The following is a 25,212-nucleotide window of genomic DNA, read 5'->3' as shown; positions in this document are numbered from 1 at the left end:
AGTGCCAGGAGAAACCAGGTGTCCTCGATCGCCCTGCCCGCCCTCGCGCCACCACGCCGGGCCTGGCTGACCGATCTGCCCGTGCTGCTCGTCGCGGTCGTCTGGGGCGCCAGCTATCTCGCCGCCAAGGGCATCACGACCACGCAGACCGTCATCGCGGTCCTCGTCCTGCGATTCGTCATCGTGCTGCCCGTGCTGGCCGCCACGGGGTGGCGCAGGCTGCGGGCGCTCAGCGCGGCTCAGTGGCGCGGCGCGGGGCTGCTGGGGCTGGTCCTCAGCGGGATCTTCCTTGTGGAGACGTACGGCGTCGTGCACACCTCGGCGACCAACGCCGGCCTCATCATCAGCCTCACCATGATCTTCACACCGCTCGCCGAGGCCGCGGTGACCCGGGTCCGGCCGCCCAGGGCCTTCCTCGCCGCCGCCGCGCTGTCCGTCGCCGGTGTGGTGCTGCTGACCCAGGGCGGCGGTTTCACCAGTCCCTCGGTGGGCGATCTGCTGATGCTGGTGGCCGCACTCGCCCGTACCCTCCACGTGCTGCTGATGGCCCGCATCAAGTCCGTCCAGGACGCCGACTCGCTGTCGCTCACCACCGTGCAGCTCGGCAGCGCCGTCGCCGTCTTCGCCGTGCTCGCTGGCGTGCCCGGTACCGGGGCGTCGCCGTGGGCGGTGGCCTCGGAGTTCGGAGTCCGGGAGTGGGGCGGGCTGCTCTTCCTCTCCGTCTTCTGCACGCTCTTCGCGTTCTTCGTGCAGATGTGGTCGGTACGCCGCACCTCGCCGTCCCGGGTCAGCCTGCTGCTCGGTACGGAACCGCTGTGGGCCGCCGCCGCGGGCATCGCCATCGGAGGAGAACGGCTCGGGGTCCTGGGCGTGGTGGGCGCGGTGCTCGTCCTCGCCGGGACGGGCTGGGGGCGTCGCGCCGCCGCTGCTCCGTGAGCCGGCCGGTCACGGCCTCCCCCACGACAGCGAGTGGGCTCCGATGCCCCGCGACTCCACCTGCGGCGTTGTCGTCAGTCACCGACGCTCCGCGGCGACTGCGTCCTCCGCCTTGCCGTCGAAGCCGCACGACGCCGCTCGCTGATCCATTCCCAGTGGCGGGAGAGGCCGTCACTCCTGGAGCCGGTCCGCCGCAACCATCACCGAGGCGCCCGCCACCACCAGCACGATGTTGACGAAGACCGGGTAGCCGCTGAGGAACTCCAGCCGCCGCACCACCGCCCAGAGCCGGAACCAGCCCGTCCATTCGTGCAGCAGCCCGGCGACGCCCTGGACGAACACGATGAAGCCGACCGACTCGCAGAGTTTCTTCATGGGGAGAGCCTCGCGGGCCCGTTCCGGCCGCGGCGTCGGCCGGCGGTCTGCGGCACGGCGCCGAAAGTATCCGATCCGGCAACTTTGGTGGCATCCCGCTCCCGCACGGCCGGTACGAGCGCGTCACTTGAGTAGTTTTGTCGATATGACGCGTACGGAGTACCGCTGGCTGCTGCCCTCGGCCATGGCCGAACCCGAGCTGCCCGGCGACCACGGTCGCCGGGCGCGCCGCACGGTACGGGACTGGGCTGTCGACATCACGGCCTTCCTCTGTGCGGCCGGCATCGGCCTGCTCGCGGCCGCCGCGATCGACGCCGACCGCACCACCCCCGACGGTGTCGTCCTCATCGACTCGCTGATCGGCGCCGCGGCCTGCTGCGCGCTGTGGACGCGGCGCCGGTGGCCGGTCGGACTGGCCGTGGCCCTGACGCTGCTCGCCACCGTCGAACCGGTCGCTGCCGGGGCCATGCTCGTCGCGCTGTTCAGCGTGGCGGTGCACCGGCCGTTCAAACCGGTGGCCGCCGTCGGTGCGCTGGCCCTGGCCGTCGCACCCGTACAGCCGTATCTGCGCCCCGACCCGGACACCTCGTTCGTCGCCTCCACGATCATCGGTGTGCTGCTGGTCCTGCTGGTGCTGAGCTGGGGCATGGTCGTGCGGTCCCGGCGCCAGCTCGTCATCACCCTGCGCGAGCGCGCCCACCGGGCCGAGACCGAGGCCGACCTCCGCGCCGAGCAGGCGCAGCGGCTGGCCCGCGAGGCCATCGCCCGCGAGATGCATGACGTCCTCGCCCACCGCCTCACCCTCCTCAGCGTCCACGCGGGCGCCCTCGAATTCCGCCCCGACGCGCCCCCCGCCGAGGTCGGCCGGGCCGCCGGGGTGATCCGGGACAGCGCGCACGAGGCGCTCCAGGACCTCCGCGAGATCATCGGTGTCCTCCGCAGCCCCGGCGACAACGGGGAGGGCAACCGGCCGCAGCCCACCCTTGCCACCCTCGACACGCTGATCGCCGAGTCCCGTCGCGCCGGTATGAAGGTCACCCTCGACAACCGCGTCGCCGACCCGGCCGCCGCCCCCGCCGCCACCGGCCGCACCGTCTACCGCATCGCGCAGGAAGGCCTGACGAACGCCCGTAAACACGCCCCCGGAGCCGAGGTCACCGTCACCGTCACCGGGGGTCCGGGCGACGGTCTCACCATCGAGGTGCGCAACCCGGCGCCCGTCGAACCGTTCGAGCGGGTCCCCGGCTCCGGCCAGGGCCTCATCGGTCTGACCGAGCGCGCCACCCTCGCCGGGGGCCGCCTCGGCCACGGGCCCGAACCCGACGGCGGATTCGGGATCCGGGCCTGGCTACCGTGGACCTCATGACCACTCCCCTGGATCCTCCGGCACAGCCCGTGCGGCTGCTCATCGTCGACGACGATCCGCTCGTGCGGGCCGGGCTGACGTTCATGCTCGGCGGCGCGGACGGCATCGCAATCGTGGGGGAGGGAGCGGACGGCTCCGAGGTCGCGGACCTCGTCGACCGGCTCCGCCCCGACGTGGTGCTGATGGACATCAGAATGCCGACCGTGGACGGACTGGCCGCGACCGAGGCGCTGCGCAGCCGCCCCGACGCACCGGAAGTCGTCGTCCTGACCACCTTCCACGCCGATGAGCAGGTGCTGCGGGCCATCCGCGCCGGGGCCGCAGGATTTGTCCTGAAAGATACGCCGCCCGCGCAGATCGTCGACTCGGTGCGCCGGGTCGCGGCGGGTGACCCCGTGCTGTCGCCCGCCGTCACCCGGCAGCTGATGGACCGGGCCGCGGGCATCGGAGCGGGGACCGGCGCCGACGACCGCGCGGGCCGGGCCCAGCGGGCACGCCGGAGGATCGCCGGTCTCGCCGAGCGGGAGCGCGAGGTCGCGGTCGCCGTCGGACGCGGCCGTTCCAACGCGGAAATCGCCGCGAGCCTCTATCTCAGCGTGGCCACCGTGAAAACACACGTGTCACGCATTCTTGCGAAGTTCGACTTCAACAACCGTGTCCAGATCGCGCTGTTGGTGCACGATGCGGGGCTGCTCGACGAGGAGGACGACGGCGCGGGCGACGTACGCTGAGACGGTTCGATCCGAGGCGATCGAACCGAACCGGCCGGGAGGGGCTGAACCGTGTCCGCAGTCGACATCGATCTTCGCGGGGTCCATGGCTTCACCGCGAACCCCTATCCGACGTACGCGAAGCTGCGCTCCGAGGGCCCGGTGCACACCATCCGCACCGATGACGCAGAGCGGATCTGGCTGATCGTCGGGTACGAGGAGGGCCGCGCCGCCCTCGCGGACCAACGGCTCAGCAAGGACTGGCGGACCTCGGACCTCTGGATCGGTGACGGCGATCCGATCAACGCCAACATGCTGGAGATGGACGCGCCGCACCACACCCGGCTGCGCAAGCTCGTCGCCCGCGAGTTCACCGCCCGAAGGATCGAGTCGCTGCGGCCGCGGGTCCAGCAGATCACCGACGAACTGCTCGACGCGATGGTGCCCGCGGGGCGCGGCGACCTCGTCGACACGCTCGCCTTCCCGCTGCCGATGACCGTCATCTGCGAGCTGATCGGCGTACCGGACCTGGACCGCGACCGGTTCCGCCTGCTGTCGAACGGCATCGTCGCCCCGACGTCCCCGGACACGGGAGGCGAAGCGGTCCGCGCGATGGGGGCCTATCTCGTGGAACTCATCGAGGACAAGCGGTGCGCGCCCGGCGACGACCTGATGAGCGCGCTGATCAGGGTGCGGGACGAGGAGGGTGACGGACTGTCGCCCGACGAACTCGTCGGCATGGCCTTCCTGCTGCTCGTCGCCGGACACGAGACCACCGTCAATCTGATCTCCAACGGCGTACGGGCCCTGCTCGCCCACCCCGGACAACTCGCCACACTCCGTGCCGACCCCGGTCTCATCGACGGAGCAGTCGAGGAGATGCTCCGGTACGACGGACCGGTGGAGACCGCCACCTTCCGCTTCGCCCGGGAGCCGGTCGAGATCGGCAACCGGACCATTCCGGCGGGCGAGGCGGTCCTGGTCGCCCTGGCCGGTGGCGACCGCGACCCCGCTCGCTACCCGGACCCGGACCACTTCGACATCCGCCGTGACGCCCAGGGCCACCTGGCCTTCGGCCACGGCATGCACTTCTGCATGGGGGCGCCGCTGGCCCGGATGGAGGGCCGGATCGCGATCCGTACGCTGCTGGAACGGTGCCCGGATCTCGCACTCGACCCGGCCGGTGCGGAGCTGGACTGGCTGCCCGGGATGCTGATCCGAGGGGTCCGGCAGCTGCCGGTGCGCTGGTGAGGTAAGAAGGCGTGTCATGAGCGGACTTGACATGCAGATGGCGCAGAAGGTCCTCGACAGCCAGCCGTTCAGCGGGCTCGTCGGGGCACGGATCACCGCCTTCGGGGACGGCGCCGCCACCCTCGAAGTGGACATCCGGCAGGAACTCCAGCAGCAGAACGGCTTTGTGCACGGCGGCGTGCTGTCGTACGCCGCCGACAACTCGATCACCTTCGCCGCCGGAACGACCCTCGGGCCGGCCGTACTGACCGGTGGCTTCTCGATCCAGTACATCCGTCCGGCCACCGGTCGCACCCTGATCGCCCGCGCCACCGTCGTCCACACCGGCCGTCGCCAGGCGGTGGTCCGCTGCGATCTGTTCGCCGCGGCGAACGACGGCGCGGAAGCCCTGTGCGCGGTCGCCCAGGGAACCGTGCTCTCCGCCCGGACGCAGTGAAGGGACCCTCCTTGACCGGTCGAGCGACCGAAGCGACCGAATCCGCGGATGTCGTCGATCTCGCCGCGCTCGGTGAGACGTTCACCCGCGACCCCCACCCCGTCTACGCCACGCTCCGGGAGCGCGGACCCGTCCACCGGATCCGGATGCCGGAAGGCACCGACGCCTGGCTCGTCGTCGGATACGAAGAAGGCCGCACCGCGCTCGCCGACCAGCGGCTGTCCAAGCAGTGGGACAACGCCTCACCCGCTCCGGGCGTCAGCAGGGTCTCCGCCGGGACGTCCATGCTCAGCTCGGACGCGCCCGTGCACACCCGGCTGCCCAAGCCGGTGACCCGCGAGTCCACCTCGCGCCGTATGGAGCAACTCGCTCCACGGATCCAGGAGATGACCGACGAACTGCTCGACCGGATGCCGGCGGAACCGGACCGAAGGACCTGGCGTACGGGCCATGCTGATCCGGGCCCCGAGCGGCTGCCGGTCGCCTGGTAGCGGGGCCCGCACCGTCAGCCGGTGCGGATCTCCGCCACCGCCACCGGCCGGTGCTCGCGCCGGGACAGCTCGCACGCCTCCGCGATCCGCAGCGCGTGCAGAGCCTCCTGGCCGTCGCACGGGTTGGTCGCCTCGCCCCGCACCACCTGTACGAACGCGTCGAGTTCCGCCTCGTACGCCGCGGCGAACCGCTCCAGGAACCCCGGCCACGGCTTGGCCGGGGCGGTGGGGCCCTGGGGTTCCACCGACGTCAGCGGCGTACGGTCGTCCAGGCCGACCGCGACCTGGTCGAGCTCGCCCGCCAGCTCCATCCGTACGTCGTACCCGGCGCCGTTGCACCGGGTCGCCGTCGCCGTCGCCAGTGTGGAGTCGTCCAGGGTCAGCAGCGCCGTCGCCGTGTCGACATCGCCCGCCGCCCGGAACATCGCGGGACCGGCATCCGAACCGGTGGCGTACACCTCCACCACCTCACGGCCCGTCACCCACCGCAGGATGTCGAAGTCATGGACCAGACAATCCCGGAACAGGCCGCCGGAGTTCGGCAGATACGCGGCGGGCGGCGGCGCAGGATCGGACGTCATGGCCCGTACGGTGTGGAGCCTGCCCAGCACCCCGCTCCGCACGGCGGTGCGCGCCGCACCGTACCCGGCGTCGAAGCGGCGCATGAAGCCCAGTTGGAGCACGCTCCCGGCCCGCTCGACCTCATGCAGGGCGCCCAGCGTCCCCGCCAGATCCAGTGCGATGGGCTTCTCGCAGAACGCCGGCAGACCCGCCCGCGCGGCCAGAGCGATCAGCTCCGCATGTGCCGAGGTGGCCGAGGCGATCACGACGGCATCCACCCCGGCGGCCAGCACCTCGGCCGCGGACCCGACGGCTGTCGCGCGGCCGATACGGTCCGCGACCCCGGCCGCCCGCACCCCGTCGGTGTCCGTCACCACCAGGGTGTCCACCTCGGGGTGGCGGGCCAGCGTGCCCGCATGGAAGGAACCGATCCGGCCGGTGCCGATGAGTCCGATACGCATGGACCCAACGTGCCGCCCACCAGCTGCGCTGTCAACTATATGTCCTGACAAACCAGGGTGTGTTCGACGCCTCCAGACGCAGCACCGACACCCCGTACGGCTCGAGTGTCACATTGTCCACCGGTTCACCGTCGAGCGCCGTGAGGCGGCGCCCCGCCTCGACGGCCGGCTTCACCCGCAGCTCCTGCGGACGCCCGCTGACCAGCCACACCAGGCGGTGTCCTGCTCATAGGCCGGCGGAGATGGTCGACGGTCCCCGGGCGCCGTGCCCCCGCGCGCACGGCCGGCTCGTCGTAGAGGCGGCGCACCACGTCGTTCTCCATGCGGTGGACGTACGGGCCCGGCCGGTCGGTGGCGCGCGGCGGTGTCGCTCAGGTACGACGGCCTCACGCGCGGAGCGACGCGATGAGGCGAGGACACCCTGATTGTCCGGACAACAGGACGACCTGACTACCGGCCGTCCGGACGTGACAGCTACGCTCCTGCCGTGTCCAAACCCACCGCCGACCCCGCCGCCCTCGAACTCGGCGTGGACCGCAGCAGCCCGGTCCCGCTCTACTACCAGCTGTCCCAGCAGTTGGAGGCGGCCATCGAGAAGGGCCGGCTCGCCCCCGGCAGCCTCCTCGGCAACGAGATCGAGCTCGCGGCCCGGCTCGGCCTGTCCCGCCCCACCGTCCGCCAGGCCATCCAGTCACTCGTCGACAAGGGACTGATGGTCCGTCGCCGCGGGGTGGGCACCCAGGTCGTCCACAGCCAGGTCCGGCGTCCGCTCGAACTGAGCAGCCTGTACGACGACCTGGAGGCGGCCGGGCAGCGCCCCACCACCCGCGTCCTGCGCAACACGGTCGAGCCCGCCCCCGCCGCGACCGCCGCCGCCCTCGGCGTCCCGGAAGGCACCGAGGTCCACCTCGTCGAACGGCTGCGGTCCGCGCACGGCGAACCGATGGCCCTGCTCCGCAACCACCTGCCGGCCGGCCTCGTCGACCTGTCCACCGAACGACTGGAGGCCACCGGCCTCTACCGGATGCTGCGGGCCGCCGGGGTCACCCTGCACAGCGCCCGCCAGACCGTCGGCGCCCGCCTCGCCACGGCCGAGGAGGCGGCACAGCTCGCCGAGCCCGAGGGCGCGCCGCTGCTGACCATGGAACGCACCACGTACGACGACACCGGGCGGGCGGTCGAATTCGGCTCGCACATCTACCGGGCATCGCGCTACGCCTTCGATTTCCAGCTGCTTGTCCGCTGACGCCCGCATATCGGCCCGTTGACGGGGTCCCCGCTCCTCGCTACAACTCCCCAAGCCGCACTCGGGCGGCCGGGAGACAAGGCGGACCCACCATGCGTACTCCTCGCAAGGCAGCACCCCTGATCGCCATCTGCGCCATCAGCCTCGCCGTCACCGTCGTCGCCGGATGCAGCAGCTCCGGCGGCAAGAGCTCCGAGGACGGGTCCGGCAGCCGCAGCGGGGAGGGAGTCAAGGGCGTTTCCACACCCCGCATGAAGATCGCGATGATCACGCACTCGGGGGAGGGCGACACCTTCTGGGACATCGTCCAGAGCGGTGCGAAGCAGGCGGCGGCCAAGGACAACGTCGAGTTCCTCTACTCCGCGAACAAGGAGGGCAAGGAGCAGGCCCAGCTCGTCCAGGCCGCCATCGACCAGAAGGTCGACGGGATCGTCGTCACCCTCGCCAAACCGGAAGCCGTGGCGGACGCCGTCGCCAAGGCCGTGAAGGCGGGCATCCCCGTCGTCACCATCAACTCGGGCGCGCAGTTCTCGAAGGGTGTCGGCGCGATCGGCCATATCGGGCAGGACGAGAAGGTCGCCGGCGAGGCCGTCGGTGAGGAGCTCAACAAGCGGGGCCGCAAGAAGGCCGTCTGCGTCATCCACGAGCAGGGCAATGTGTCGCTGGAGGAGCGCTGCGCCGGGGTGAAGAAGACCTTCAAGGGAAGCGTCGAGAACCTCAGCATCGAAGGCACCAACATGCCCGCCTCCACGTCCTCCATCGAGGCGAAGCTCCAGGCCGACCACGGCATCGACGCGATCGTCACCCTCGGCGCTCCGTTCGCCGCCGCCTCCGTCAAGGCCAAGGAGGGCTCCGGCTCCAAGGCCGAGGTCGACACGTTCGATCTCAACGCCGAGGTCGTCAAACGGCTGAAGGCCTCCGAGGTCGGCTTCGCCGTCGACCAGCAGCCCTACCTCCAGGGCTATCTCGCCGTCGACGAACTGTGGCTCGACAGGACCAACGGCAACGTCATCGGCGGCGGAAAGCCCGTGCTCACCGGCCCGGCGATCGTCACCGCCACCGATGTGCCGCAGCTGGAGAAATACACCGCGCGCGGTACCCGGTGACCCGCGTGCGGACCGCCGTGCCCACTTCGTGCCGACACCCACGGCCCGCCCCTGCCGGGCGGCGCCGAGTCGGACTCGGGGATACTTGGCCAGCCGGACCGGGTGGGAACACCGCCGGTCGGCACCAAGCAGCACAGCGAGCAGCACAAGAAGGGCACCACGTCGTGGCAAGGGTTCGGACAGGGGTACGTGCGATGGGCGCCGTGCTTGCGGCGGTGCTCGGGGCCTCCCTCGTGGGATGCAGCAGCACCGGTGGCAAGCGGGCGGAGGAGCGCGCGGCCCGGGCCGCCGCCGAGGGCCGGTCCGCGGTGAACACACCCCGCTGGACCTTCGCCATGGTCACGCACTCGGGCGACGGCGACACCTTCTGGGACATCGTCCAGAACGGTGCGAAGCAGGCGGCCGTCAAGGACAACATCAAGTTCCTGTACTCGCACAACGACGAGGCGCAGCAGCAGGCCCAGCTCGTCCAGGCCGCCATCGACCAGAAGGTCGACGGGCTGATCGTCACGCTCGCCAAGCCCGACGCGTTGAAGGACGTCGTCGCCAAGGCGACCCGGGCCGGGATCCCGGTGATCACCGTGAACTCGGGCTCCGCGGAGTCCAAGGCGTTCGGCGCGCTCACCCACATCGGCCAGGACGAGTCCGTCGCGGGCGAGGCCGTCGGCGACGAGCTCAACGCGCGCGGCCGCAAGAAGGCCCTGTGCATCCTGCACGAGCAGGGCAACATCGGGCACGAGCAGCGCTGCGCCGGAGCGAAGAAGACCTTCGACGGGCAGATGCAGAACTTGTACGTCGAGGGCACCAACATGCCCGACGTCCAGGCGTCCATCGAGGCGAAGCTCCAGGCGGACAAGAGCATCGACGCGGTCGTCACCCTCGGCGCGCCGTTCGCCGACGCCGCTGTGAAGGCGAAGCGGACCGCGGGCTCCAAGGCCGAGATCGACACCTTCGACCTGAACGCCAAGGTCGCCACCGCGCTCCAGGACAAGACCCTGGGCTTCGCCGTGGACCAGCAGCCGTACCTCCAGGGGTACGAGGCCGTCGACCTGCTCTGGCTCTACCGCTACAACCGCAATGTGCTCGGCGGCGGCCGCCCCGTCCTCACCGGCCCGCAGATCATCACCTCGAAGGACGCCGCCCAGCTGGCGGAGTACACGAAGCGGGGGACCCGATGACCACGACGGAGCAACCACCCGCGCCCTCCGGGGCCGACGAGCGGCTGCTGCGCACCTCACCGCTGCGCAGGCTCCTGGGCCGTCCCGAACTCGGATCGGTCGTCGGCGCCGCGGCCGTCTTCCTCTTCTTCTCGATCGTCGCCGACAGCTTCCTGCGCGCGTCCAGCTTCGGCACGGTGCTGTACGCGGCGTCCACCATCGGGATCATGGCGGCGCCGGTTGCCCTGCTGATGATCGGCGGCGAGTTCGACCTCTCCGCCGGTGTGCTGGTCACCAGCTCCGCGCTGGTCTCGTCGATGTTCAGCTACCAGATGACGGCCAACGTCTGGGTCGGCGTCTTCGTGTCGCTGCTGGTGACCCTGGCCATCGGTGCGTTCAACGGGCTCATGCTGACCCGTACCAAACTTCCGAGCTTCATCATCACGCTCGGCACGTTCCTGATGCTGACCGGTCTCAACCTCGGCTTCACCAAGCTGATCAGCGGCACCGTGTCGACGAAGTCCATCGGCGACATGGAGGGCTTCGACTCGGCCCGCAAGGTCTTCGCCTCGGAGTGGACCGTCGGCGGGGTCGAGTTCAAGGTGACCATCCTGTGGTGGGCGGTGCTCGTGGCGATCGCCACCGGGATCCTGCTCCGTACCCGCTTCGGGAACTGGATCTTCGCGGTCGGCGGCGAGGCCGACGCGGCCCGCGCGGTCGGCGTCCCGGTGATCCGTACCAAGGTCGGGCTGTACCTCGGGGTCGCCTTCGCCGCCTGGGTCTCCGGGCAGCATCTGCTGTTCTCGTACGACGTGGTGCAGTCCGGTGAGGGCGTCGGCAACGAGCTGACGTACATCATCGCGGCCGTCATCGGCGGCTGCCTGATCACCGGAGGTTACGGCTCCGCCATCGGCTCGGCGGTCGGCGCGTTCATCTTCGGCATGACCAGCAAGGGCATCGTGTACGCGGAGTGGAACCCGGACTGGTTCAAGTTCTTCCTCGGAGCCATGCTGCTCCTGGCCACCCTGCTCAACGCATGGGTACGCAAGCGCGCGGAGGCGACGACATGACGACCCCGGCCCCCCGGGCGCTGATCGAGCTGGACCACGTCAGCAAGTTCTACGGCAACATCAAGGCGCTCCAGGACGTCTCGCTGGTGGTCCACGCGGGCGAGATCTCCTGCGTACTGGGCGACAACGGCGCGGGCAAGTCCACCCTCATCAAGATCATCGCGGGCCTGCACCGGCACGACGCCGGCACGTTCCTCATCGACGGTGAGGAGACCACGCTCGCCAATCCGCGAGACGCCCTCGACCGGGGCATCGCCACCGTCTACCAGGACCTGGCCGTCGTCCCGCTGATGCCCGTCTGGCGGAACTTCTTCCTCGGCTCCGAGCCGACGACGGGTGTCGGCCCGTTCAAGGCGCTCGACGTCCGGAAGATGCGCGAGACCACCCGCTCCGAACTGCTGCGCATGGGCATCGACCTGCGCGACGTCGACCAGCCGATCGGCACCCTGTCCGGCGGTGAGCGCCAGTGCGTCGCCATCGCGCGCGCCGTCTACTTCGGTGCCAAGGTGCTCGTCCTGGACGAGCCCACCGCGGCGCTCGGCGTCAAGCAGTCCGGGGTCGTGCTCAAGTACGTCGCGGCCGCCCGGGACGCCGGACTCGGCGTGGTTCTCATCACGCACAACCCGCACCACGCGTATCTGGTCGGAGACCGGTTCGTGCTGCTCAAGAGGGGTGCCATGTCCGGCAGCCACGCCAAGGACGGCATCACGCTCGACGAGCTGACCCGCCAGATGGCGGGCGGCAGCGAGCTCGAGGAGCTCAGCCACGAGCTCCAGCGGGCCACGTCACCGGGGCGCCCGGACACCGACGACACGCCTTAGGAATGTCCGGCGGATCATGGCCGGGCTCGACCCTGATCCGCCCGACACCCCTGGGGCGAAGGCGCCGCGGGGCCCGGCCGCCCGCCCCGGCGCCCCGGCAGTGGCAGAATCGAGCCCGACGGGCGCCGTCCGTCGCCGGGAGCATCACCACCCGGCCCCCCAGACCCCGCAGGGACGATGAGCACGTACCGCGACTTCGCACACCGCGGCTCCGCCCGCGCCACCGTCCTGCGGACCGTCGGCACCCGTGAGCGGCGCTCGCACCTCACCGCGCCCCGGGTGCCCACCGTCGGCATCGACATCGGGGGTACGAAGGTGATGGCGGGCGTCGTCGACGCCGACGGCAACATCCTGGAGCAGCTGCGCACCGAGACGCCCGACAAGTCCAAGAGCCCCAAGGTCGTCGAGGACACCATCGTCGAGCTGGTCCTCGATCTCTCCGACCGGCACGACGTGCACGCCGTCGGCATCGGCGCGGCGGGCTGGGTCGACGCGGACCGCTCCAAGGTGCTCTTCGCTCCGCACCTCGCCTGGCGCGACGAACCCCTCAGGGACGCCCTGGCCTCGCGCCTCGTCGTCCCCGTCATGGTCGACAACGACGCGAACACCGCCGCCTGGGCGGAGTGGCGCTTCGGCGCCGGCCGCGGCGAGGACCATCTGGTCATGATCACGCTCGGCACCGGCATCGGCGGCGCGATCCTGGAGGACGGTCAGGTCAAGCGCGGCAAGTACGGCGTCGCCGGTGAGTTCGGCCACATGCAGGTGGTGCCCGGCGGGCACCGCTGTCCCTGTGGGAACCGCGGCTGCTGGGAGCAGTACAGCTCCGGCAACGCCCTGGTCCGCGAGGCCCGGGAGCTGGCCGCCGCGGACTCCCCGGTCGCCCACGGCATCATCGAGCGCGTCAAGGGGAACATCCCCGAGATCACCGGGCCGCTCATCACCGAACTGGCCCGGGAGGGCGATGCGATGTGCATCGAGCTCCTCCAGGACATCGGCCAGTGGCTCGGCGTAGGCATCGCCAATCTGGCCGCCGCGCTCGACCCCTCCTGCTTCGTCATCGGCGGCGGTGTGAGCGCCGCGGACGATCTGCTGATCGGCCCCGCCAGGGACGCCTTCAAACGCCACCTCACCGGCCGCGGCTACCGGCCCGAGGCCCGGATCGCGAAGGCGCAGCTCGGCCCGGAGGCAGGTATGGTCGGCGCCGCCGACCTGGCCCGGCTGGTCGCGCGGAGGTTCCGCCGCACCAACCGCCGTCGCGTCGAGCGGTACGAGCGGTATGCGCAGATCTACGACCAGGCCGCGAACACCATCCGCTCCACGCGCAACACCCGCACCTCCTAGGGATTCCCAGAACATGACCACAGCCGAGCACCCCGTTGTGCCGCGCCAGTCCTCGCCGCCCGGCGAGGGTGGCGGCAGGCCCCCGCAGGACCGGCGCCGGACGATCCGCCGGCGCCTGATCACGGCGACCATCATCGTGCTGCTGATCGGCGTCCCGGCCGGCTATCTGCTGATCTCCGCAGGGCAGAGCCGTCGCTCCGGTCAGGACAAGGAGGCCGAGGCCGCCGCGCAGGGGATGCGCGAGGGCTGGCCGTCCCGGATGCAGCGCAGGATCTTCGAGCTGCCGATCCCCGGCAACGCACTGGAGGTCCAGTACTACGAGACCAACAACTGGAAGGCCAGCCGGATGTACGTGCAGTTCCGCACGTCGTCCGCCGGGCTCGACCGGTTCCTGAGCCGTCTCGGCAGCGGTCGCGCCGCCCTGCAGGAGGGCGAGGTCACCATCGGGGCCCGCGACACCAAGATCGCCGGCTGGTACTTCGGCCCCGGCGCCGACTGGGCGGGCACCACGCACACCAACAAGGACCCGCGTCCCACCCAGAACATCAGTGTCGACATGACCGATCCGGCATCCCCTGTCGTATATGTCGTGTCTGCGGCCACCCCCTGACCAGAAGCCGACAGGGCGCTCACTAACCTGGAGCGAGTGAGCGATGTGAGTGAGACGAAGACCCCGCAGTCCGCGCAGTCCTTCCCGGGGCCGCAGTCCGCACCACCGGCGCAGCCGTTCCAGGGGCCGCAGACGGTGGAGCCGTTCCCGGGTCTGCAGCCCGTGGATCCGTACGCTGCCGTGCAAGGCACGCAGCCCGGGCTGCATCTCCAGCCGGTGGATCCGTTCCACGGACCGCAGACCACATCGGCGCCGCCGTCGCACGTGCAGCCCGAGCACACCCCGTTCCAGGCCGCGCACCTGGAGCCGGTGCCGCCGGGCCGACAGGCGCCACCCGTGCAGCCCGCGCCACCGACGCAGCCCGCCCCGCCCCGGCAGGCCTCCCACGCGCAGCCGGTGCACACCCTGCAGTACCGGTTCGACGGGCCGCAGGACGCCCCCGTCCTCGTCATCGGCCCCTCGCTCGGCACCACCTGGCACATGTGGGACCGGCAGATACCGGAGCTCTCCCAGCACTGGCGGATCTTCCGCTTCGACCTGCCGGGCCACGGCGGCGCCCCCGCCCACCCGGCCACCTCCGTCGGTGAACTCTCCGACCGGCTGCTGGCCACCCTCGACGGTCTCGGCGTCCAGCGCTTCGGTTACGCGGGCTGCTCCATCGGCGGCGCGATCGGTGCCGACCTCGCGCTGCGCCATCCGCACCGGGTCGCCTCGCTGGCCCTGGTCGCCGCCTCGCCCCGGTTCGGCAGCGCCGACGAGTTCCGGCAGCGCGGGGTGGTCGTCCGCACCAACGGCCTGGAGCCCATGGCCCGCAGCGCGCCGGAACGCTGGTTCACCCCCGGCTTCGCCGCCGCCCAGGCCGCGATCGTCGAGTGGGCCGTCCAGATGGTCCGCACCACCGACCCCGGCTGTTACATCGCCGCCTGCGAAGCGCTCGCCTCCTTCGACATCCGTACCGAGCTCAGCCGCATCGGCGTCCCGACCCTCGTGCTGGTCGGCGCCGAGGACCGGGTCACCGGGCCCGCCGAGGCCCGGACCCTGGTCGCGGGCATCCCGGACGCCCGGCTCGCCCTCGTCCCCGGGGCCTCGCACCTCGCCCCGGTCGAGCAGCCCGCAGCCGTCACCGACCTGCTCGTCACCCACTTCTCGACGAGCTGGCAGGACACCCTCGCCGCCATCCCCGTCCCGGGCACCGGCCCCGCGCTCTCCGCCCCCGTGCTGCCCATCGCGGAGATCGCCCCCGCGACGGATCAGCCGGAGGCCGCGACCAGCGGCCGCGCCGACCCGTACGAACCGGGCATGAGGGTACGCCGCGAGGTGCTCGGCGACGCCCATGTCGACCGGGTCATGGCCGCCTCCGACGAGTTCACCGGCGAGTTCCAGGAGCTCGTCACGCGCTACGCCTGGGGAGAGACCTGGACCCGTGAGGTCCTGGACCGCCGCACCCGCAGCTGCATCACGCTCACTGCGCTGGTTACCTCCGGCCATCTGGAGAGCCTGGCCGCGCATATCAGGGCCGCCCTGCGCAACGGGCTGACGCCCACAGAGATCAAGGAGGTGCTGCTGCAGACCGCCGTCTACTGCGGCATACCGGCCGCGGGCGCCGCGTTCACGATCGCCCAGACCGTGATTCAGGAAGAAACGAGGCCCCGCCCGTAGCAGGATGGGGACCATGACTGCTGCGAACCCCGTGCACCTGACCCTGACGAAGAAGACGCACTCCTGCATCCGCCTGGAGAAGGACGGGCGGACCCTTGTCATCGACCCGGGCGGCTTCTCGGAGGAGGACGCGGCACTCGGCGCCGACGCGCTGCTGGTGACGCACGAGCACCCCGACCACTTCGACGAGAACCGGCTGCGGGCCGGTCTGGAGGCCAACCCGGCCGCACAGATCTGGACCCTGCGCAGCGTCGCCGACCAGCTCTCCGCGGCGTTCCCCGGGCGCGTCCACACCGTCGGACACGGGGACACGTTCTCCGCGGCCGGCTTCGACGTACAGGTGCACGGCGAACTGCACGCGGTGATCCACCCCGACATCCCGCGGATCACCAACATCGGCTTCCTGGTGGACGGTTCGCTCTTCCATCCGGGCGACGCGCTCACCGTGCCCGACCACCCCGTCGACACCCTGATGCTTCCGGTGATGGCCCCATGGAACAAGATCTCCGAGGTCATCGACTACGTACGCGAGGTCAAGCCGCGGCGCGCCATCGACATCCACGACGCGCTGCTCACCGATCTCGCCCGCCCGATCTACGACCGGCAGATCGGCAGCCTCGGCGGCACCGACCACGGCCGGCTGACCCCGGGTGACTCGACCGACCTGTGACCGGCGCCGGTCCGGCGACTGTCAGTGGGAGCCGCTAGGTTTACGTACATGCGCATCGCCACGTGGAACGTCAATTCGATCACCGCCCGCCTCCCCCGGCTGCTGGCCTGGCTGGAGAGCACCGGCACGGACGTGCTGTGCATCCAGGAGACCAAGTGCGCGGCCGAGCAGTTCCCGGCGGACGAGCTGCGCGAGCTCGGCTACGAGTCCGCGGTCAACGCCACGGGCCGGTGGAACGGGGTCGCGCTGGTCTCCCGGGTGGGCCTGGCCGATGTCCTCATGGGGCTGCCCGGCGGCCCCGATTACGAGGGCGTGCAGGAGCCCCGGGCGATCTCGGCGACCTGCGGCCCGGTCCGTCTCTGGTCGGTGTACGTGCCGAACGGGCGTGAGATCGCCCACGAGCACTACGCGTACAAGCTGCGCTGGTTCGAGGCCCTGCAGAAGGCGGTCGGCCCCGACGCCGCGGGTTCCCAGCCGTTCGCGGTCCTCGGCGACTTCAACGTGGCGCCGACCGACGAGGACGTCTGGGACCCCGCCCTGTTCGAGGGCGCCACGCATGTCACCCCCGCCGAGCGCGCCGCCCTCGCCACCCTCCGCGAGGAGGGCCTCTCGGACGTGATGCCGCGCCCGCTCAAGTACGACCGCCCGTACACCTTCTGGGACTACCGCGAGCTGCGCTTCCCGAAGAACAAGGGCATGCGGATCGACCTGGTCTACGGCAACGCCCCCTTCACGGCGGCGGTCAAGGACAGCTATGTGGACCGCGAGGAGCGCAAGGGCAAGGGCGCGTCCGACCATGCGCCGGTGGTCGTCGATCTGGATCTGTGACCGCCGGCCGGTGACGTCGCGCTGCTCCTGGCGCACAATGGCGCCTTGATCGGCAACGTCCCGGGGGGACCGTGCAGACCCGTACCCGAGCTCTTGCCGCCACCGGCGCCGCCGCCCTGCTCCTCGTGCTCACCGGATGTGGCGGCGACGCGCCCGCCAAGGCCGATCCGAAGGCGTGCAGGGCCGTCATGGAGAAGCGGTTCGTGGAGAACACGGCCGACGGAATCGTTCCGACGGAGTGCAAGGGCGTCGCCCCCGAGGTCGTGGCGGGCTTTGTCGAGGACATCTTCAATGCCCATATCGGCGACGCGACCCGGGACGCCGTCAAACAGCTGGAGGACGAACAGGGCGGCGGCATGAAGGTGGGTGTCGACGAGCCGCCGACACCCAGTCCCTGATTGTCCCGTCCGGCCGGTCCGGACCTACGACGCCTCCAGCTGCGGCGCGTGGGCCCGGACCGCGTCGAGCACCTGCCGCTTGGACGGGTTGACCATCGCGTGCCCGGCCACGGACACCGTCGGAACGGTTTCGTTCCCGTCGGCGACCGAGCGGACGAACGCCGCCGCCTCGGGATCCCGCCAGATGTTCACCTCGGTGTACCTGAGGCGGGTGAACCGGAGCCGCAGGCGGAGTTTCATGCAGTACGGGCAGCCGGGCCGCCAGTAGACGACCATGCCGTCGCGGTCCTCGGCCATGCGCTTCCCCCTGTTCGCCCACGTGCGAGGGCAAGCATCTCAGATCGGCCCGGGCCGATTGATGCTCCTATTGGCTGTCAAGCGGCGGTTAGCCAGTCGCGGTAGGCGTTGGCGAGGGTGTCGTCACGGCGGGTGCCGCGTTCGATGCAGGAGATGACTGCGGGCCAGACGTTGAAGTGGTGGGCGGCGGCGGTGAGGGTGATTTTCTTGGCCTGGCGCGCGGGTCGCAGGTCGGCGATGGCGGGGACGGCCACCGCTGTGGTGAGGCAGCGGAAGACTTCCCGGGCGATCGCGCGTTTGAGGAGTCGGATGATCTCTTTCTTGGTCCGTCCGGCTTCGGTCTGCCTGGTCACGTAGTCGCGGGTGCGGCCATCGCTGGCCATCCGTACGAGGGCTATCCGGTAGAGAGCGGCGTTGGCGGCGCGGTCGCCGCCCCGGGAGAGACGGTGGCGGTTGGTTTTGCCGCTGGAGGCGGGTACGGGGGCGGCGCCGCACAGGGCTGCGAAGGATGCCTCGGTGCGCAGGCGTTCAGGGTTTCCGCCGGCTGTGACAAGGAGCTGGGCGGCGGTGTCGGGGCCGACGCCGTAGGCGGCGCGCAGGCCCGGATTCTGCTCGGTGACGGCGGCGTCCAGTGCCGCGGTGAGTGCGTCGTGCTCGGTGGTGAGGGCCTGGACGCGCTGGGCGAGGCTCTTCAGTGCGGTCAGGACGGCGACATGCAGCTGGTCGCCGGTGGGACGCAGGCGGGCGAGGGCGTTGATCTGCGTCTTGCCGTGCAGGGCACGGTACTTGGCGCGGATGCCGTCCGGGGCGGTGATGAGGATGTGGCCGATCTGGTTCAGGGTGGCGGTGCGGGCCTTGATCGCGGACCGGGCTGCGTTGTGGAGGGCGCGTATGCCGCTGACGGTGTCATCCTTCGGCGCGGCTGCCGCCCGTCCGGACAGGGCGGCGCGGGCGGCCGCGTAGGCGTCGATCGGATCGGACTTGCCGATCCGGCGGCGTTCGGCCTTGTCGGGCCGGTTGACCTCCACCACTGCCAGGCCCGCGTGGCGGGCGGCACGGGTGAATCCGAGGCCGTAGGAGGAGGTTCCCTCCACTCCGACGGCGGTCACGGTGCCGTGTGCGTTGAGGAACGCGATCGCCGCGGCGAAGCCGGCGGTCGTGGTCGGGAACTCGGCGTCGGTGACGTGGCCACCGTGGTCGGTGACGACCGCCACGTGGATCGTGTCCTTGTGGGAGTCGACTCCTCCGTACACGGTCTCGTGCGCTGTGTCCGTCATGCCCGCTGCTGTCATGCTGAAGGTGCCTTCCTAGCCGGAGGTGGCGCCCGGCCGGGTGGGGCAGACAGGACATTGAGGGGGCTTCTGACCAAGCTCCTATCAGGTCATGTTCCACCTGGCCGGAGCCATGAAGAACGGGTCCCGGCAGCCGGACAGAACAACCGGAGGACAGCCCAGCAGGGCGTCAGTCAGTGGTGGAGCCACGACCACCGGAACCCACTTACGAGTATCAATGTCAGTGGTCGCCGATACGGTGATCCCTGTCATTGTCCCGCTTGCTGGCTGCTTGCGAAGGCTCCGACCGCCCCGCCCGTTCAGCGCCGGGCGGGGCGTCATATGCGGTCGACGCCGCGGTCGCGCCGAGCGCCAGGACCATCAGCAGCGCACTCACCCACAGCGGCGACCGGAAGCCGAACCCCGCACCGATCGTGATGCCGCCGAGCCAGGGCCCCAGCGCGCCGCCCACGTTGAAGGCGGCCGTGGAGAACGAGCCGGCCAGCGTCGGCGCACCGGGCGCCGACTGGAGCACCCGCGAGATCAGCGCTGTTCCGGTGCCGAACGCGAGCATGCCCTGGACCAGGACGAGCGCGACGACCGCGACCGGGCTCCCCGCGGTCAGTGCCAGCCCGGCCCAGCCGGCGGTGAGTGCCACCAGCCCGGCGCTGGTGACGGCGACCGGCCGCGCATCGACGATCCGGCCCGCGACGGTGACACCCAGGAACGAGCCGACCCCGAACAGCGCGAGCACGGCAGGCACCCACCCGGCGCCGACCCCCGTGACCCGGGTGACCAGCGGCTCCAGATAGGAGAACGCGCAGAAGGTCGCGCCCTGCACGAGTGCGCTCGTCAGCAGGGTGAGAGCGAGCCGCGGCTCGGTCAGGGACCGCAGTTCGGCACGCCCGCCCACCGCGTGGGACTCGGCCCGTTCGCCGGGGATCGTCCTGGCGATCACCGCAAGAGCCGGTACGGAGACGAGGGCCACGGCCCAGAACGCAGCGCGCCACCCCCAGTGCCCGCCCAGAACCGCACCGGCGGGCACCCCCGCGACACAGGCGACGGTGACACCGCCGACCACCACCGACGTGGCGCGTGCCCGGGCGCCGGGTCCGGCCACGGAGACCGCGGTCACCAGCGCCACGGCCCAGAAACCCGCGTTGGCCAGCGCTCCGACGATCCGTGTCGCCAGCAGCAGGCCGTAGCCGGGTGTGACCGCGCCCATGACATGGACGGCGGTGAAGACGGAGAGGAAGAACAGCAGCGCGCGACGCGGGGGCCAGTTCCGGCTGAGGAGCGCCATCGCGGGTGCGCCGACGACCATCCCGACCGCGAACGCCGACGTCAGCAGGCCGGCGGCCGGGATGGATACGTGCAGGTCGTCGGCGATGTCCGAGACCAGACCGGACAACATGAACTCGGAGGTGCCCTGGGCGAAGACGGCGAGCCCGAGCGCGTAGACAGCGAATGGCATGAAGAAACCCCATGGGCAGACTGATGGAAGGACCAGGCAGGGGGTGTGGGCCGCGCCCGCCCGACGGGTCGAGCGGCAACGCGTAAGAGCGTCAGGCCTGTTCATGGACGTGACGCGACAACGCGGGCAGCGTCGTGGCCGGAAATCAGGGCACGAGCGCATACGGGGAGGTGCAGCCCACACTGCGGTGGTCCTGCGGCGGCAGCCGGGCAGAAGCGATCCTCCGGCCTGATCGGCCGTGCGGGATCGACTCGACAGCGGGTCAGCCACCGGCGGGACCGGTGGCTAGTTTTTGTTCGCCTCGGGGCTGGACATGATCGCGAACGTACCAGTCGGGATCACTCCGCCTCCACCCCTTTCACAGGAAATGGCCTGCACACGTACCTGGGTGGGCTGCGCGGTCATGACGGACGAGCTCGTGGGTGCGCATGTGCTGAGGACTCGTCCGACGGGCCTGACGCTGCGGGAGCAGACTCGCGCCGACACGGCGGAGCAGGTCGCGCTGCTGGACCGGAACCGCGTGCGTCCGGCCTCGGCCGGCGCGCACGAGGAGGAGCCGGCTGCCGACCGTGCGTGAGTGGGGCGGCACCTGGCCGACGTTCCCGGGGACGGTTCCGTGCGGTGCGGAGTGCGGCTGGACGGCGTACTGCTCGGACGCGTCGATCCGGTGGCGGCCACGCCCGCCCGGTACGCGATCGAGTACTGGCTGGACGCGGCGCACACCGGCGCTCCGGTACCGCGTCCTGGCCGTCCGTCGGCCGGGTCGGGCGGGTGTGACGGCCTGCCCGGCGGTTGCGGGCGGCGCGCGCGGCGGCGCACGGGTGGGCGTGCGCACCTGGTTCAGCACTCGAACGACAGACCGCGCGCCCTGTGGTGCGTAACCGGGCTGGGATGCGACCCTGAGTGGCATGAACATCCCCTTCTTGGACAACTGGCGTAAGCGTCACGACGGTAGGCGCGGGGCGGGCCTCGCGGCCGCCGTCGAGGCCGACCCGGACGGCGTGGCCGAGCTGCTCGCGGAGTGTGAGCTGCTGCGTGTCCGAGCGGGGCAGCGAGGGCTCGAACTCGACGACACTCCGGCCTCGTTGACGGCGCTCGACCAACTGCCGCCCCGCTGGCGGGACGACCCCGAGGAGTTGCCCTGGCTGGGTAACGACGCCGGGCTGTACCTCGGCACGGTCCTGGTACGGAACGTCCCCGGTGCCGTCTGGCACATCTGGCCCAGCGGGCAGCCGGTGGTGCGGCTCGCCTCCGGGCGGGAGATCGATGTCGTCGAGGCAGGGCTCGACTGGGCGATGGCCGGCATCCCTGAGCTCTCGCAGGTGTACGCGGAGTCAGCCGAAGGGTAGGCGAAACGCCGAAACCTAATAAAACGCCTTATACCCCATTTGTGCGTGTCGGGTACGAAGTCCCTTGCTGGGATGGATAGTTTGCGCTGACCTCGACACAGCGATAAGTGGGTAGGGCAGCGTATGGCCGTCGATCCGTTGATCGAGCTGCGGGACGTCAATAAGTACTACGGAAAGTTGCACGTACTGCGGGACATCAATCTCACCGTCGGCCGCGGAGAGGTGGTGGTGGTCATCGGCCCCTCCGGCTCCGGCAAATCGACGCTCTGCCGGACCATCAACAGGCTCGAGACGATCGAGTCGGGCTACATCGCCATCGACGGCAGGCCCCTCCCGGAGGAGGGCAAGGGACTCGCGGAGCTGCGGGCCGAAGTCGGGATGGTCTTCCAGTCCTTCAATCTCTTCGCACACAAGACCGTGCTGGCCAATGTCTCGCTCGCTCAGCTCAAGGTCCGCAAGCGCAAGAAGGACCAGTGCGACCTGCGGTCCCGGGAGCTGCTGGAGCGGGTCGGGCTTGCCTCCCAGGCGGACAAGTATCCCGCCCAGCTCTCCGGCGGTCAGCAGCAGCGGGTGGCCATCGCCCGCGCCCTCGCCATGGACCCCAAGGCCCTCCTCTTCGACGAGCCGACCTCGGCGCTCGACCCGGAAATGATCAACGAGGTGCTGGAGGTCATGCAGCAGCTGGCCCGGGACGGCATGACCATGGTCGTCGTCACCCACGAGATGGGGTTCGCCCGGTCCGCTGCCAACCGTGTGGTCTTCATGGCCGACGGCCGCATCGTCGAGGACCGCACCCCGGAGGCGTTCTTCACCGCCCCTGAGACCGACCGGGCCAAGGACTTCCTGTCCAAGATCCTCAAGCACTGACGGGAGGCTCACTGTTGCGTACGAGAAGACTTCTGGCCGCCTGCTCGGGCCTCCTACTGGCCGTCATCGCCGCCGGCTGCGGGAAGGAGGGCAGCCCTCCGGTGAAGGGGCCCAAGCCCGGCCAGCTGCCGGTCTACAAGGTCGACACCGCGTTCCGGCTGCCCGAATCGAAGACCTGGACGAAGGCCAGGAAGCGCGGATACCTCCGGGTCGGGGCCAAGGAGGACCAGCCCTATCTGGGCGAGAAGGACCCGGCCACGGGCATCTACTCCGGATTCGACATCGAGATCGCCCGGATGATGTCGGCCTCGCTCGGCTTCGACCCGAAGACGATCCACTTCAAGACGATCGCCTCCGCCAACCGCGAGACCGCGCTGCAGAACGGGCAGATCGACTACTACGTCGGCACCTACACCATCAACGACATGCGCAAGAAGCTCGTCGGGTTCGCCGGGCCGTATTTCATGGCAGGTCAGTCCCTGCTCGTGCGCACCGACGAGCACGACATCAACGGCCCGCAGGACCTGGCCGGCAGGACCGTCTGTTCGGCCGCGGGCTCGACCCCGTACCAGCGCATCGCGGCCGACTACCCGAAGGCGATCCTGGTCGCGTACGACACGTACTCGATCTGCGTCGACAACCTGCTCACGTACCAGGTCGACGCCGTCACCACCGACGACGCCATCCTGCTGGGCTTCGCGGCCAAGGCGCCCAAGGAGCTGAAGGTGGTCGGCAAGCCGTTCTCCGAGGAGCCGTACGGCATCGGCGTCCAGCGCAGCGACAACGCGCTCCGGTTCGCACTCAACGACGCCCTTGAGGCCAACGAGAAGAACGGCAACTGGAAGAAGGCGTTCGAGGCCACGCTCGGCCTGTCCGGGGTGCCCGCGCCGACTCCGCCGCCCATCGACCGCTACCCGGCGACCTGAGAGGACGGGCCACGTCCATGGACGTACTCACAGAGAACTTCTCGCTCTACGGCAAAGGCTTCCTCGGCACTCTCGAACTCACCGTCTACGCCTCGATCCTGGCGCTGGTCCTCGGCTTCGTCATGGCCTCGTTCCGAGTGGCGCCCGTCGGCTCGCTGCGGGTGTTCGGCACGGTCTGGGTGACGGTGCTGCGCAACACCCCGCTGACCCTGCTCTTCTTCGCCGTCCTGCTCGGTCTGCCGCGTTTCGGCCTGGTCCTGCCGTTCAAGGTCTTCGCGATCCTCGCCCTCGGCTGCTACACCTCCGCGTTCATCTGCGAGGTGCTCCGCTCCGGCATCAACACCGTGCCGCAGGGGCAGGGCGAGGCGGCCCGCAGTCTCGGAATGACCTTCGGGCAGACGCTGGGCAACGTGGTGCTGCCGCAGGCGTTCCGCTCGGTGATCCCGCCGGTCGGTTCGACGCTCATCGCCCTCGCCAAGAACTCGGCGATCGCGGGGGCGTTCAGCGTCACCGAACTGCTCGGCACCTACAAGACCCTCAACGAGCTGGGCTACAGCATCATCTGGACCTTCGTCTGGATCGCCGTCGGCTACCTCATCATCACGTTGTCCATCAGCGCGCTCTTCAACGTGCTGGAGAAGCGCTACGGAGTGGCCCGATGACCCGGACGGCGGCCGCCTCCGCGCTCTACGACATCCCGGGTCCGCGGACCCGTAAACGCCACTTCGCGTACGGAATCGTCTCGACGGCCGTGATCATTGCCCTGGTCGGCTGGATCATCTATCTGCTCGTCGAGACCCAGCAGTTCACCAGCGCCAAGTGGACCCCCTTCGAGTACAAGGGCATCCAGGAACTCCTGCTGCGCGGACTCGGCAACACACTCAAGGCTTTCGCCTACGCGGCGGTGCTCTCACTGGCCCTCGGGGCGGTCCTGGCCGTCGGCCGGCTCTCCGAACACCGGGCGGTGCGCTGGCTGGCCACGCTCGTCGTGGAGTTCTTCCGGGCCATGCCCGTCCTGGTGATGATCTTCTTCATCTTCGTGGCGCTGAAGGTGCAGCCGCTGCCCGCGCTGGTCGCCGGACTGACCCTCTACAACGGCTCGGTGCTCGCCGAGGTGTTCCGTACCGGCATCAACTCGGTGGAGCGCGGCCAGCGCGAGGCCGCGTACGCACTGGGGATGCGCAAGACGCAGGTCATGACCTTCGTGCTGGCCCCCCAGGCGGTCCGCGCCATGCTGCCCACCATCATCAGCCAGTTGGTGGTGGCCCTGAAGGACACCTCGCTCGGCTATCTGATCACGTACGAGGAGTTCCTCCACGCGGGCAAACTCATCGCGTCCAACCTCGACTACGACCTTCCCTTCATCCCCGTGGTGATGGTGATCTCGCCGATCTACATCGGGATGTGCATGCTGCTCTCGTGGTTCGCCACCTGGGTGGCCAAGCGGGAGCGGCGCAGTCCGAAGACGGAGGCCGTGGAAGTCGCACCGGCCGAACCGGGAACGCTGCTGCCGGGAGTGAAGTAGCCCGGGACCG

At 70.3% G+C, this 25,212-nt stretch carries 28 protein-coding genes and 1 pseudogene; 23 read left to right on the top strand and 6 right to left on the bottom strand.

The genetic code is table 11. The annotated features are described in order from the left end of the window. Nucleotides 1-18: 18 nt before the first annotated feature. The gene (locus OG395_RS15960) at nucleotides 19-936 is read left to right on the top strand and encodes a DMT family transporter (RefSeq protein ID WP_266979850.1); all 918 of its coding nucleotides are present in this window, start codon (nucleotides 19-21) and stop codon (nucleotides 934-936) included. A gap of 171 nt (nucleotides 937-1,107) precedes the next feature. On the opposite strand, the gene OG395_RS15955 is transcribed toward OG395_RS15960, so the two are convergent. Then, nucleotides 1,108-1,311 (bottom strand): hypothetical protein, encoded by a 204-nt coding sequence (locus OG395_RS15955; protein ID WP_327243543.1) that lies wholly within the window; start codon nucleotides 1,309-1,311, stop codon nucleotides 1,108-1,110. Between the two features lie 145 nt (nucleotides 1,312-1,456). Here OG395_RS15955 and OG395_RS15950 point away from each other — a divergent pair, with 145 nt between their 5' ends. The 5 genes and pseudogenes from OG395_RS15950 to OG395_RS15930 form a co-directional block, all read left to right on the top strand. Then, the gene (locus tag OG395_RS15950; RefSeq protein WP_327243542.1) at nucleotides 1,457-2,677 is read left to right on the top strand and encodes a sensor histidine kinase; all 1,221 of its coding nucleotides are present in this window, start codon (nucleotides 1,457-1,459) and stop codon (nucleotides 2,675-2,677) included. After that, the gene (locus tag OG395_RS15945) at nucleotides 2,674-3,408 is read left to right on the top strand and encodes a response regulator transcription factor (protein ID WP_327243541.1); all 735 of its coding nucleotides are present in this window, start codon (nucleotides 2,674-2,676) and stop codon (nucleotides 3,406-3,408) included. Before OG395_RS15950 ends, OG395_RS15945 begins: the two co-directional genes overlap by 4 nt. 51 nt (nucleotides 3,409-3,459) lie before the next feature. Next, nucleotides 3,460-4,638: a cytochrome P450 family protein gene (locus tag OG395_RS15940; protein WP_327243540.1), complete on the top strand. Its 1,179-nt coding sequence runs from the start codon at nucleotides 3,460-3,462 to the stop codon at nucleotides 4,636-4,638. 16 nt (nucleotides 4,639-4,654) lie between these two features. After that, nucleotides 4,655-5,074 carry a PaaI family thioesterase gene (locus OG395_RS15935; protein WP_327243539.1) on the top strand — a complete coding sequence of 140 codons (420 nt, stop codon included), beginning with the start codon at nucleotides 4,655-4,657 and terminating at the stop codon, nucleotides 5,072-5,074. Between the two features lie 11 nt (nucleotides 5,075-5,085). After that, nucleotides 5,086-5,505: pseudogene (locus tag OG395_RS15930) on the top strand (cytochrome P450); the annotation flags it as partial. 74 nt (nucleotides 5,506-5,579) lie between these two features. Here the strand turns inward: OG395_RS15930 and OG395_RS15925 are convergent. Both OG395_RS15925 and OG395_RS15920 read right to left on the bottom strand, forming a co-directional pair. After that, nucleotides 5,580-6,587 (bottom strand): Gfo/Idh/MocA family protein, encoded by a 1,008-nt coding sequence (locus OG395_RS15925; protein ID WP_327243538.1) that lies wholly within the window; start codon nucleotides 6,585-6,587, stop codon nucleotides 5,580-5,582. A 31-nt stretch (nucleotides 6,588-6,618) separates the two neighbouring features. After that, complete coding sequence (locus tag OG395_RS15920; RefSeq protein ID WP_327243537.1) at nucleotides 6,619-6,798, bottom strand: hypothetical protein; 180 nt, start codon at nucleotides 6,796-6,798, stop codon at nucleotides 6,619-6,621. A gap of 276 nt (nucleotides 6,799-7,074) precedes the next feature. Between OG395_RS15920 and OG395_RS15915 the strand changes: the two genes are divergently transcribed. From OG395_RS15915 to OG395_RS15865, 11 genes are all read left to right on the top strand, one after another. Beyond that, nucleotides 7,075-7,833 carry a GntR family transcriptional regulator gene (locus tag OG395_RS15915; protein ID WP_327243536.1) on the top strand — a complete coding sequence of 253 codons (759 nt, stop codon included), beginning with the start codon at nucleotides 7,075-7,077 and terminating at the stop codon, nucleotides 7,831-7,833. Nucleotides 7,834-7,925: 92 nt separating this feature from the next. After that, nucleotides 7,926-8,939 carry a sugar ABC transporter substrate-binding protein gene (locus OG395_RS15910; protein WP_327243535.1) on the top strand — a complete coding sequence of 338 codons (1,014 nt, stop codon included), beginning with the start codon at nucleotides 7,926-7,928 and terminating at the stop codon, nucleotides 8,937-8,939. A 164-nt stretch (nucleotides 8,940-9,103) separates the two neighbouring features. After that, nucleotides 9,104-10,117 carry a sugar ABC transporter substrate-binding protein gene (locus OG395_RS15905; RefSeq protein WP_442818566.1) on the top strand — a complete coding sequence of 338 codons (1,014 nt, stop codon included), beginning with the start codon at nucleotides 9,104-9,106 and terminating at the stop codon, nucleotides 10,115-10,117. Next, nucleotides 10,114-11,166 (top strand): ABC transporter permease, encoded by a 1,053-nt coding sequence (locus tag OG395_RS15900; RefSeq protein WP_327243534.1) that lies wholly within the window; start codon nucleotides 10,114-10,116, stop codon nucleotides 11,164-11,166. Before OG395_RS15905 ends, OG395_RS15900 begins: the two co-directional genes overlap by 4 nt. Continuing rightward, entirely contained in the window at nucleotides 11,133-11,987 is an 855-nt protein-coding gene (locus OG395_RS15895; protein WP_442818565.1) for an ATP-binding cassette domain-containing protein, read from the top strand. Before OG395_RS15900 ends, OG395_RS15895 begins: the two co-directional genes overlap by 34 nt. Nucleotides 11,988-12,164: 177 nt before the next feature. Beyond that, nucleotides 12,165-13,328 carry an ROK family glucokinase gene (locus tag OG395_RS15890; RefSeq protein WP_327243532.1) on the top strand — a complete coding sequence of 388 codons (1,164 nt, stop codon included), beginning with the start codon at nucleotides 12,165-12,167 and terminating at the stop codon, nucleotides 13,326-13,328. A gap of 13 nt (nucleotides 13,329-13,341) precedes the next feature. Further along, entirely contained in the window at nucleotides 13,342-13,938 is a 597-nt protein-coding gene (locus OG395_RS15885) for a hypothetical protein (protein WP_327243531.1), read from the top strand. 396 nt (nucleotides 13,939-14,334) lie between these two features. After that, nucleotides 14,335-15,597 (top strand): bifunctional 3-oxoadipate enol-lactonase/4-carboxymuconolactone decarboxylase PcaDC, encoded by a 1,263-nt coding sequence (gene pcaDC, locus OG395_RS15880; protein WP_327249355.1) that lies wholly within the window; start codon nucleotides 14,335-14,337, stop codon nucleotides 15,595-15,597. Between the two features lie 13 nt (nucleotides 15,598-15,610). Beyond that, the gene (locus tag OG395_RS15875) at nucleotides 15,611-16,267 is read left to right on the top strand and encodes an MBL fold metallo-hydrolase (protein WP_327243530.1); all 657 of its coding nucleotides are present in this window, start codon (nucleotides 15,611-15,613) and stop codon (nucleotides 16,265-16,267) included. 48 nt (nucleotides 16,268-16,315) lie between these two features. Next, nucleotides 16,316-17,095, top strand: coding sequence for an exodeoxyribonuclease III (locus OG395_RS15870; protein ID WP_327243529.1), 780 nt, complete (start codon nucleotides 16,316-16,318; stop codon nucleotides 17,093-17,095). A gap of 71 nt (nucleotides 17,096-17,166) precedes the next feature. Beyond that, nucleotides 17,167-17,493: a hypothetical protein gene (locus tag OG395_RS15865; protein WP_327243528.1), complete on the top strand. Its 327-nt coding sequence runs from the start codon at nucleotides 17,167-17,169 to the stop codon at nucleotides 17,491-17,493. 24 nt (nucleotides 17,494-17,517) lie between these two features. Here the strand turns inward: OG395_RS15865 and OG395_RS15860 are convergent, their stop codons facing one another. The 3 genes from OG395_RS15860 to OG395_RS15850 form a co-directional block, all read right to left on the bottom strand. Then, nucleotides 17,518-17,790 (bottom strand): mycoredoxin, encoded by a 273-nt coding sequence (locus OG395_RS15860; protein ID WP_327243527.1) that lies wholly within the window; start codon nucleotides 17,788-17,790, stop codon nucleotides 17,518-17,520. Between the two features lie 77 nt (nucleotides 17,791-17,867). Next, nucleotides 17,868-19,067 (bottom strand): IS110 family transposase, encoded by a 1,200-nt coding sequence (locus OG395_RS15855; RefSeq protein WP_327243526.1) that lies wholly within the window; start codon nucleotides 19,065-19,067, stop codon nucleotides 17,868-17,870. A gap of 235 nt (nucleotides 19,068-19,302) precedes the next feature. Then, entirely contained in the window at nucleotides 19,303-20,535 is a 1,233-nt protein-coding gene (locus OG395_RS15850; protein WP_327243525.1) for a Cmx/CmrA family chloramphenicol efflux MFS transporter, read from the bottom strand. A gap of 403 nt (nucleotides 20,536-20,938) precedes the next feature. On the opposite strand from OG395_RS15850, the gene OG395_RS15845 reads away from it, so the two are divergent. From OG395_RS15845 to OG395_RS15820, 6 genes are all read left to right on the top strand, one after another. Further along, nucleotides 20,939-21,112: a hypothetical protein gene (locus tag OG395_RS15845; RefSeq protein WP_327243524.1), complete on the top strand. Its 174-nt coding sequence runs from the start codon at nucleotides 20,939-20,941 to the stop codon at nucleotides 21,110-21,112. A gap of 331 nt (nucleotides 21,113-21,443) precedes the next feature. After that, on the top strand, nucleotides 21,444-21,884 hold the full coding sequence (locus OG395_RS15840) for a DUF6278 family protein (protein WP_327243523.1): 441 nt from the start codon (nucleotides 21,444-21,446) through the stop codon (nucleotides 21,882-21,884). Nucleotides 21,885-22,007: 123 nt separating this feature from the next. Further along, nucleotides 22,008-22,751: an amino acid ABC transporter ATP-binding protein gene (locus tag OG395_RS15835; protein ID WP_327243522.1), complete on the top strand. Its 744-nt coding sequence runs from the start codon at nucleotides 22,008-22,010 to the stop codon at nucleotides 22,749-22,751. A gap of 14 nt (nucleotides 22,752-22,765) precedes the next feature. Further along, nucleotides 22,766-23,677, top strand: coding sequence for a glutamate ABC transporter substrate-binding protein (locus OG395_RS15830; protein WP_327243521.1), 912 nt, complete (start codon nucleotides 22,766-22,768; stop codon nucleotides 23,675-23,677). 17 nt (nucleotides 23,678-23,694) lie between these two features. Then, entirely contained in the window at nucleotides 23,695-24,339 is a 645-nt protein-coding gene (locus OG395_RS15825; protein ID WP_327243520.1) for an amino acid ABC transporter permease, read from the top strand. Continuing rightward, entirely contained in the window at nucleotides 24,336-25,202 is an 867-nt protein-coding gene (locus OG395_RS15820) for an amino acid ABC transporter permease (RefSeq protein WP_327243519.1), read from the top strand. The genes OG395_RS15825 and OG395_RS15820 overlap by 4 nt, the downstream gene beginning before the upstream one ends. Nucleotides 25,203-25,212: the final 10 nt, after the last annotated feature.

Origin of the sequence: Streptomyces sp. NBC_01320 (assembly GCF_035974375.1) — a bacterium.
Taxonomy (GTDB): Bacteria; Actinomycetota; Actinomycetes; order Streptomycetales; family Streptomycetaceae; genus Streptomyces; species Streptomyces yanii.
Note: the sequence above shows the minus strand (reverse complement) of the source record. Positions and strands in the feature narration are given on the sequence as shown.

Coding starts and splice junctions, on each gene's coding strand:
- OG395_RS15955 (WP_327243543.1), bottom strand. CDS start 1,311: ATGAAGAAACTCTGCGAGTCGGTCGGCTTCATCGTGTTCGTCCAGGGC.
- OG395_RS15950 (WP_327243542.1), top strand. CDS start 1,457: ATGACGCGTACGGAGTACCGCTGGCTGCTGCCCTCGGCCATGGCCGAA.
- OG395_RS15945 (WP_327243541.1), top strand. CDS start 2,674: ATGACCACTCCCCTGGATCCTCCGGCACAGCCCGTGCGGCTGCTCATC.
- OG395_RS15935 (WP_327243539.1), top strand. CDS start 4,655: ATGAGCGGACTTGACATGCAGATGGCGCAGAAGGTCCTCGACAGCCAG.
- OG395_RS15925 (WP_327243538.1), bottom strand. CDS start 6,587: ATGCGTATCGGACTCATCGGCACCGGCCGGATCGGTTCCTTCCATGCG.
- OG395_RS15910 (WP_327243535.1), top strand. CDS start 7,926: ATGCGTACTCCTCGCAAGGCAGCACCCCTGATCGCCATCTGCGCCATC.
- OG395_RS15900 (WP_327243534.1), top strand. CDS start 10,114: ATGACCACGACGGAGCAACCACCCGCGCCCTCCGGGGCCGACGAGCGG.
- OG395_RS15895 (WP_442818565.1), top strand. CDS start 11,133: ATGGGTACGCAAGCGCGCGGAGGCGACGACATGACGACCCCGGCCCCC.
- OG395_RS15890 (WP_327243532.1), top strand. CDS start 12,165: ATGAGCACGTACCGCGACTTCGCACACCGCGGCTCCGCCCGCGCCACC.
- OG395_RS15885 (WP_327243531.1), top strand. CDS start 13,342: ATGACCACAGCCGAGCACCCCGTTGTGCCGCGCCAGTCCTCGCCGCCC.
- OG395_RS15875 (WP_327243530.1), top strand. CDS start 15,611: ATGACTGCTGCGAACCCCGTGCACCTGACCCTGACGAAGAAGACGCAC.
- OG395_RS15870 (WP_327243529.1), top strand. CDS start 16,316: ATGCGCATCGCCACGTGGAACGTCAATTCGATCACCGCCCGCCTCCCC.
- OG395_RS15860 (WP_327243527.1), bottom strand. CDS start 17,790: ATGGCCGAGGACCGCGACGGCATGGTCGTCTACTGGCGGCCCGGCTGC.
- OG395_RS15855 (WP_327243526.1), bottom strand. CDS start 19,067: ATGACGGACACAGCGCACGAGACCGTGTACGGAGGAGTCGACTCCCAC.
- OG395_RS15850 (WP_327243525.1), bottom strand. CDS start 20,535: ATGCCATTCGCTGTCTACGCGCTCGGGCTCGCCGTCTTCGCCCAGGGC.
- OG395_RS15845 (WP_327243524.1), top strand. CDS start 20,939: ATGACGGACGAGCTCGTGGGTGCGCATGTGCTGAGGACTCGTCCGACG.
- OG395_RS15840 (WP_327243523.1), top strand. CDS start 21,444: ATGAACATCCCCTTCTTGGACAACTGGCGTAAGCGTCACGACGGTAGG.
- OG395_RS15835 (WP_327243522.1), top strand. CDS start 22,008: ATGGCCGTCGATCCGTTGATCGAGCTGCGGGACGTCAATAAGTACTAC.
- OG395_RS15825 (WP_327243520.1), top strand. CDS start 23,695: ATGGACGTACTCACAGAGAACTTCTCGCTCTACGGCAAAGGCTTCCTC.
- OG395_RS15820 (WP_327243519.1), top strand. CDS start 24,336: ATGACCCGGACGGCGGCCGCCTCCGCGCTCTACGACATCCCGGGTCCG.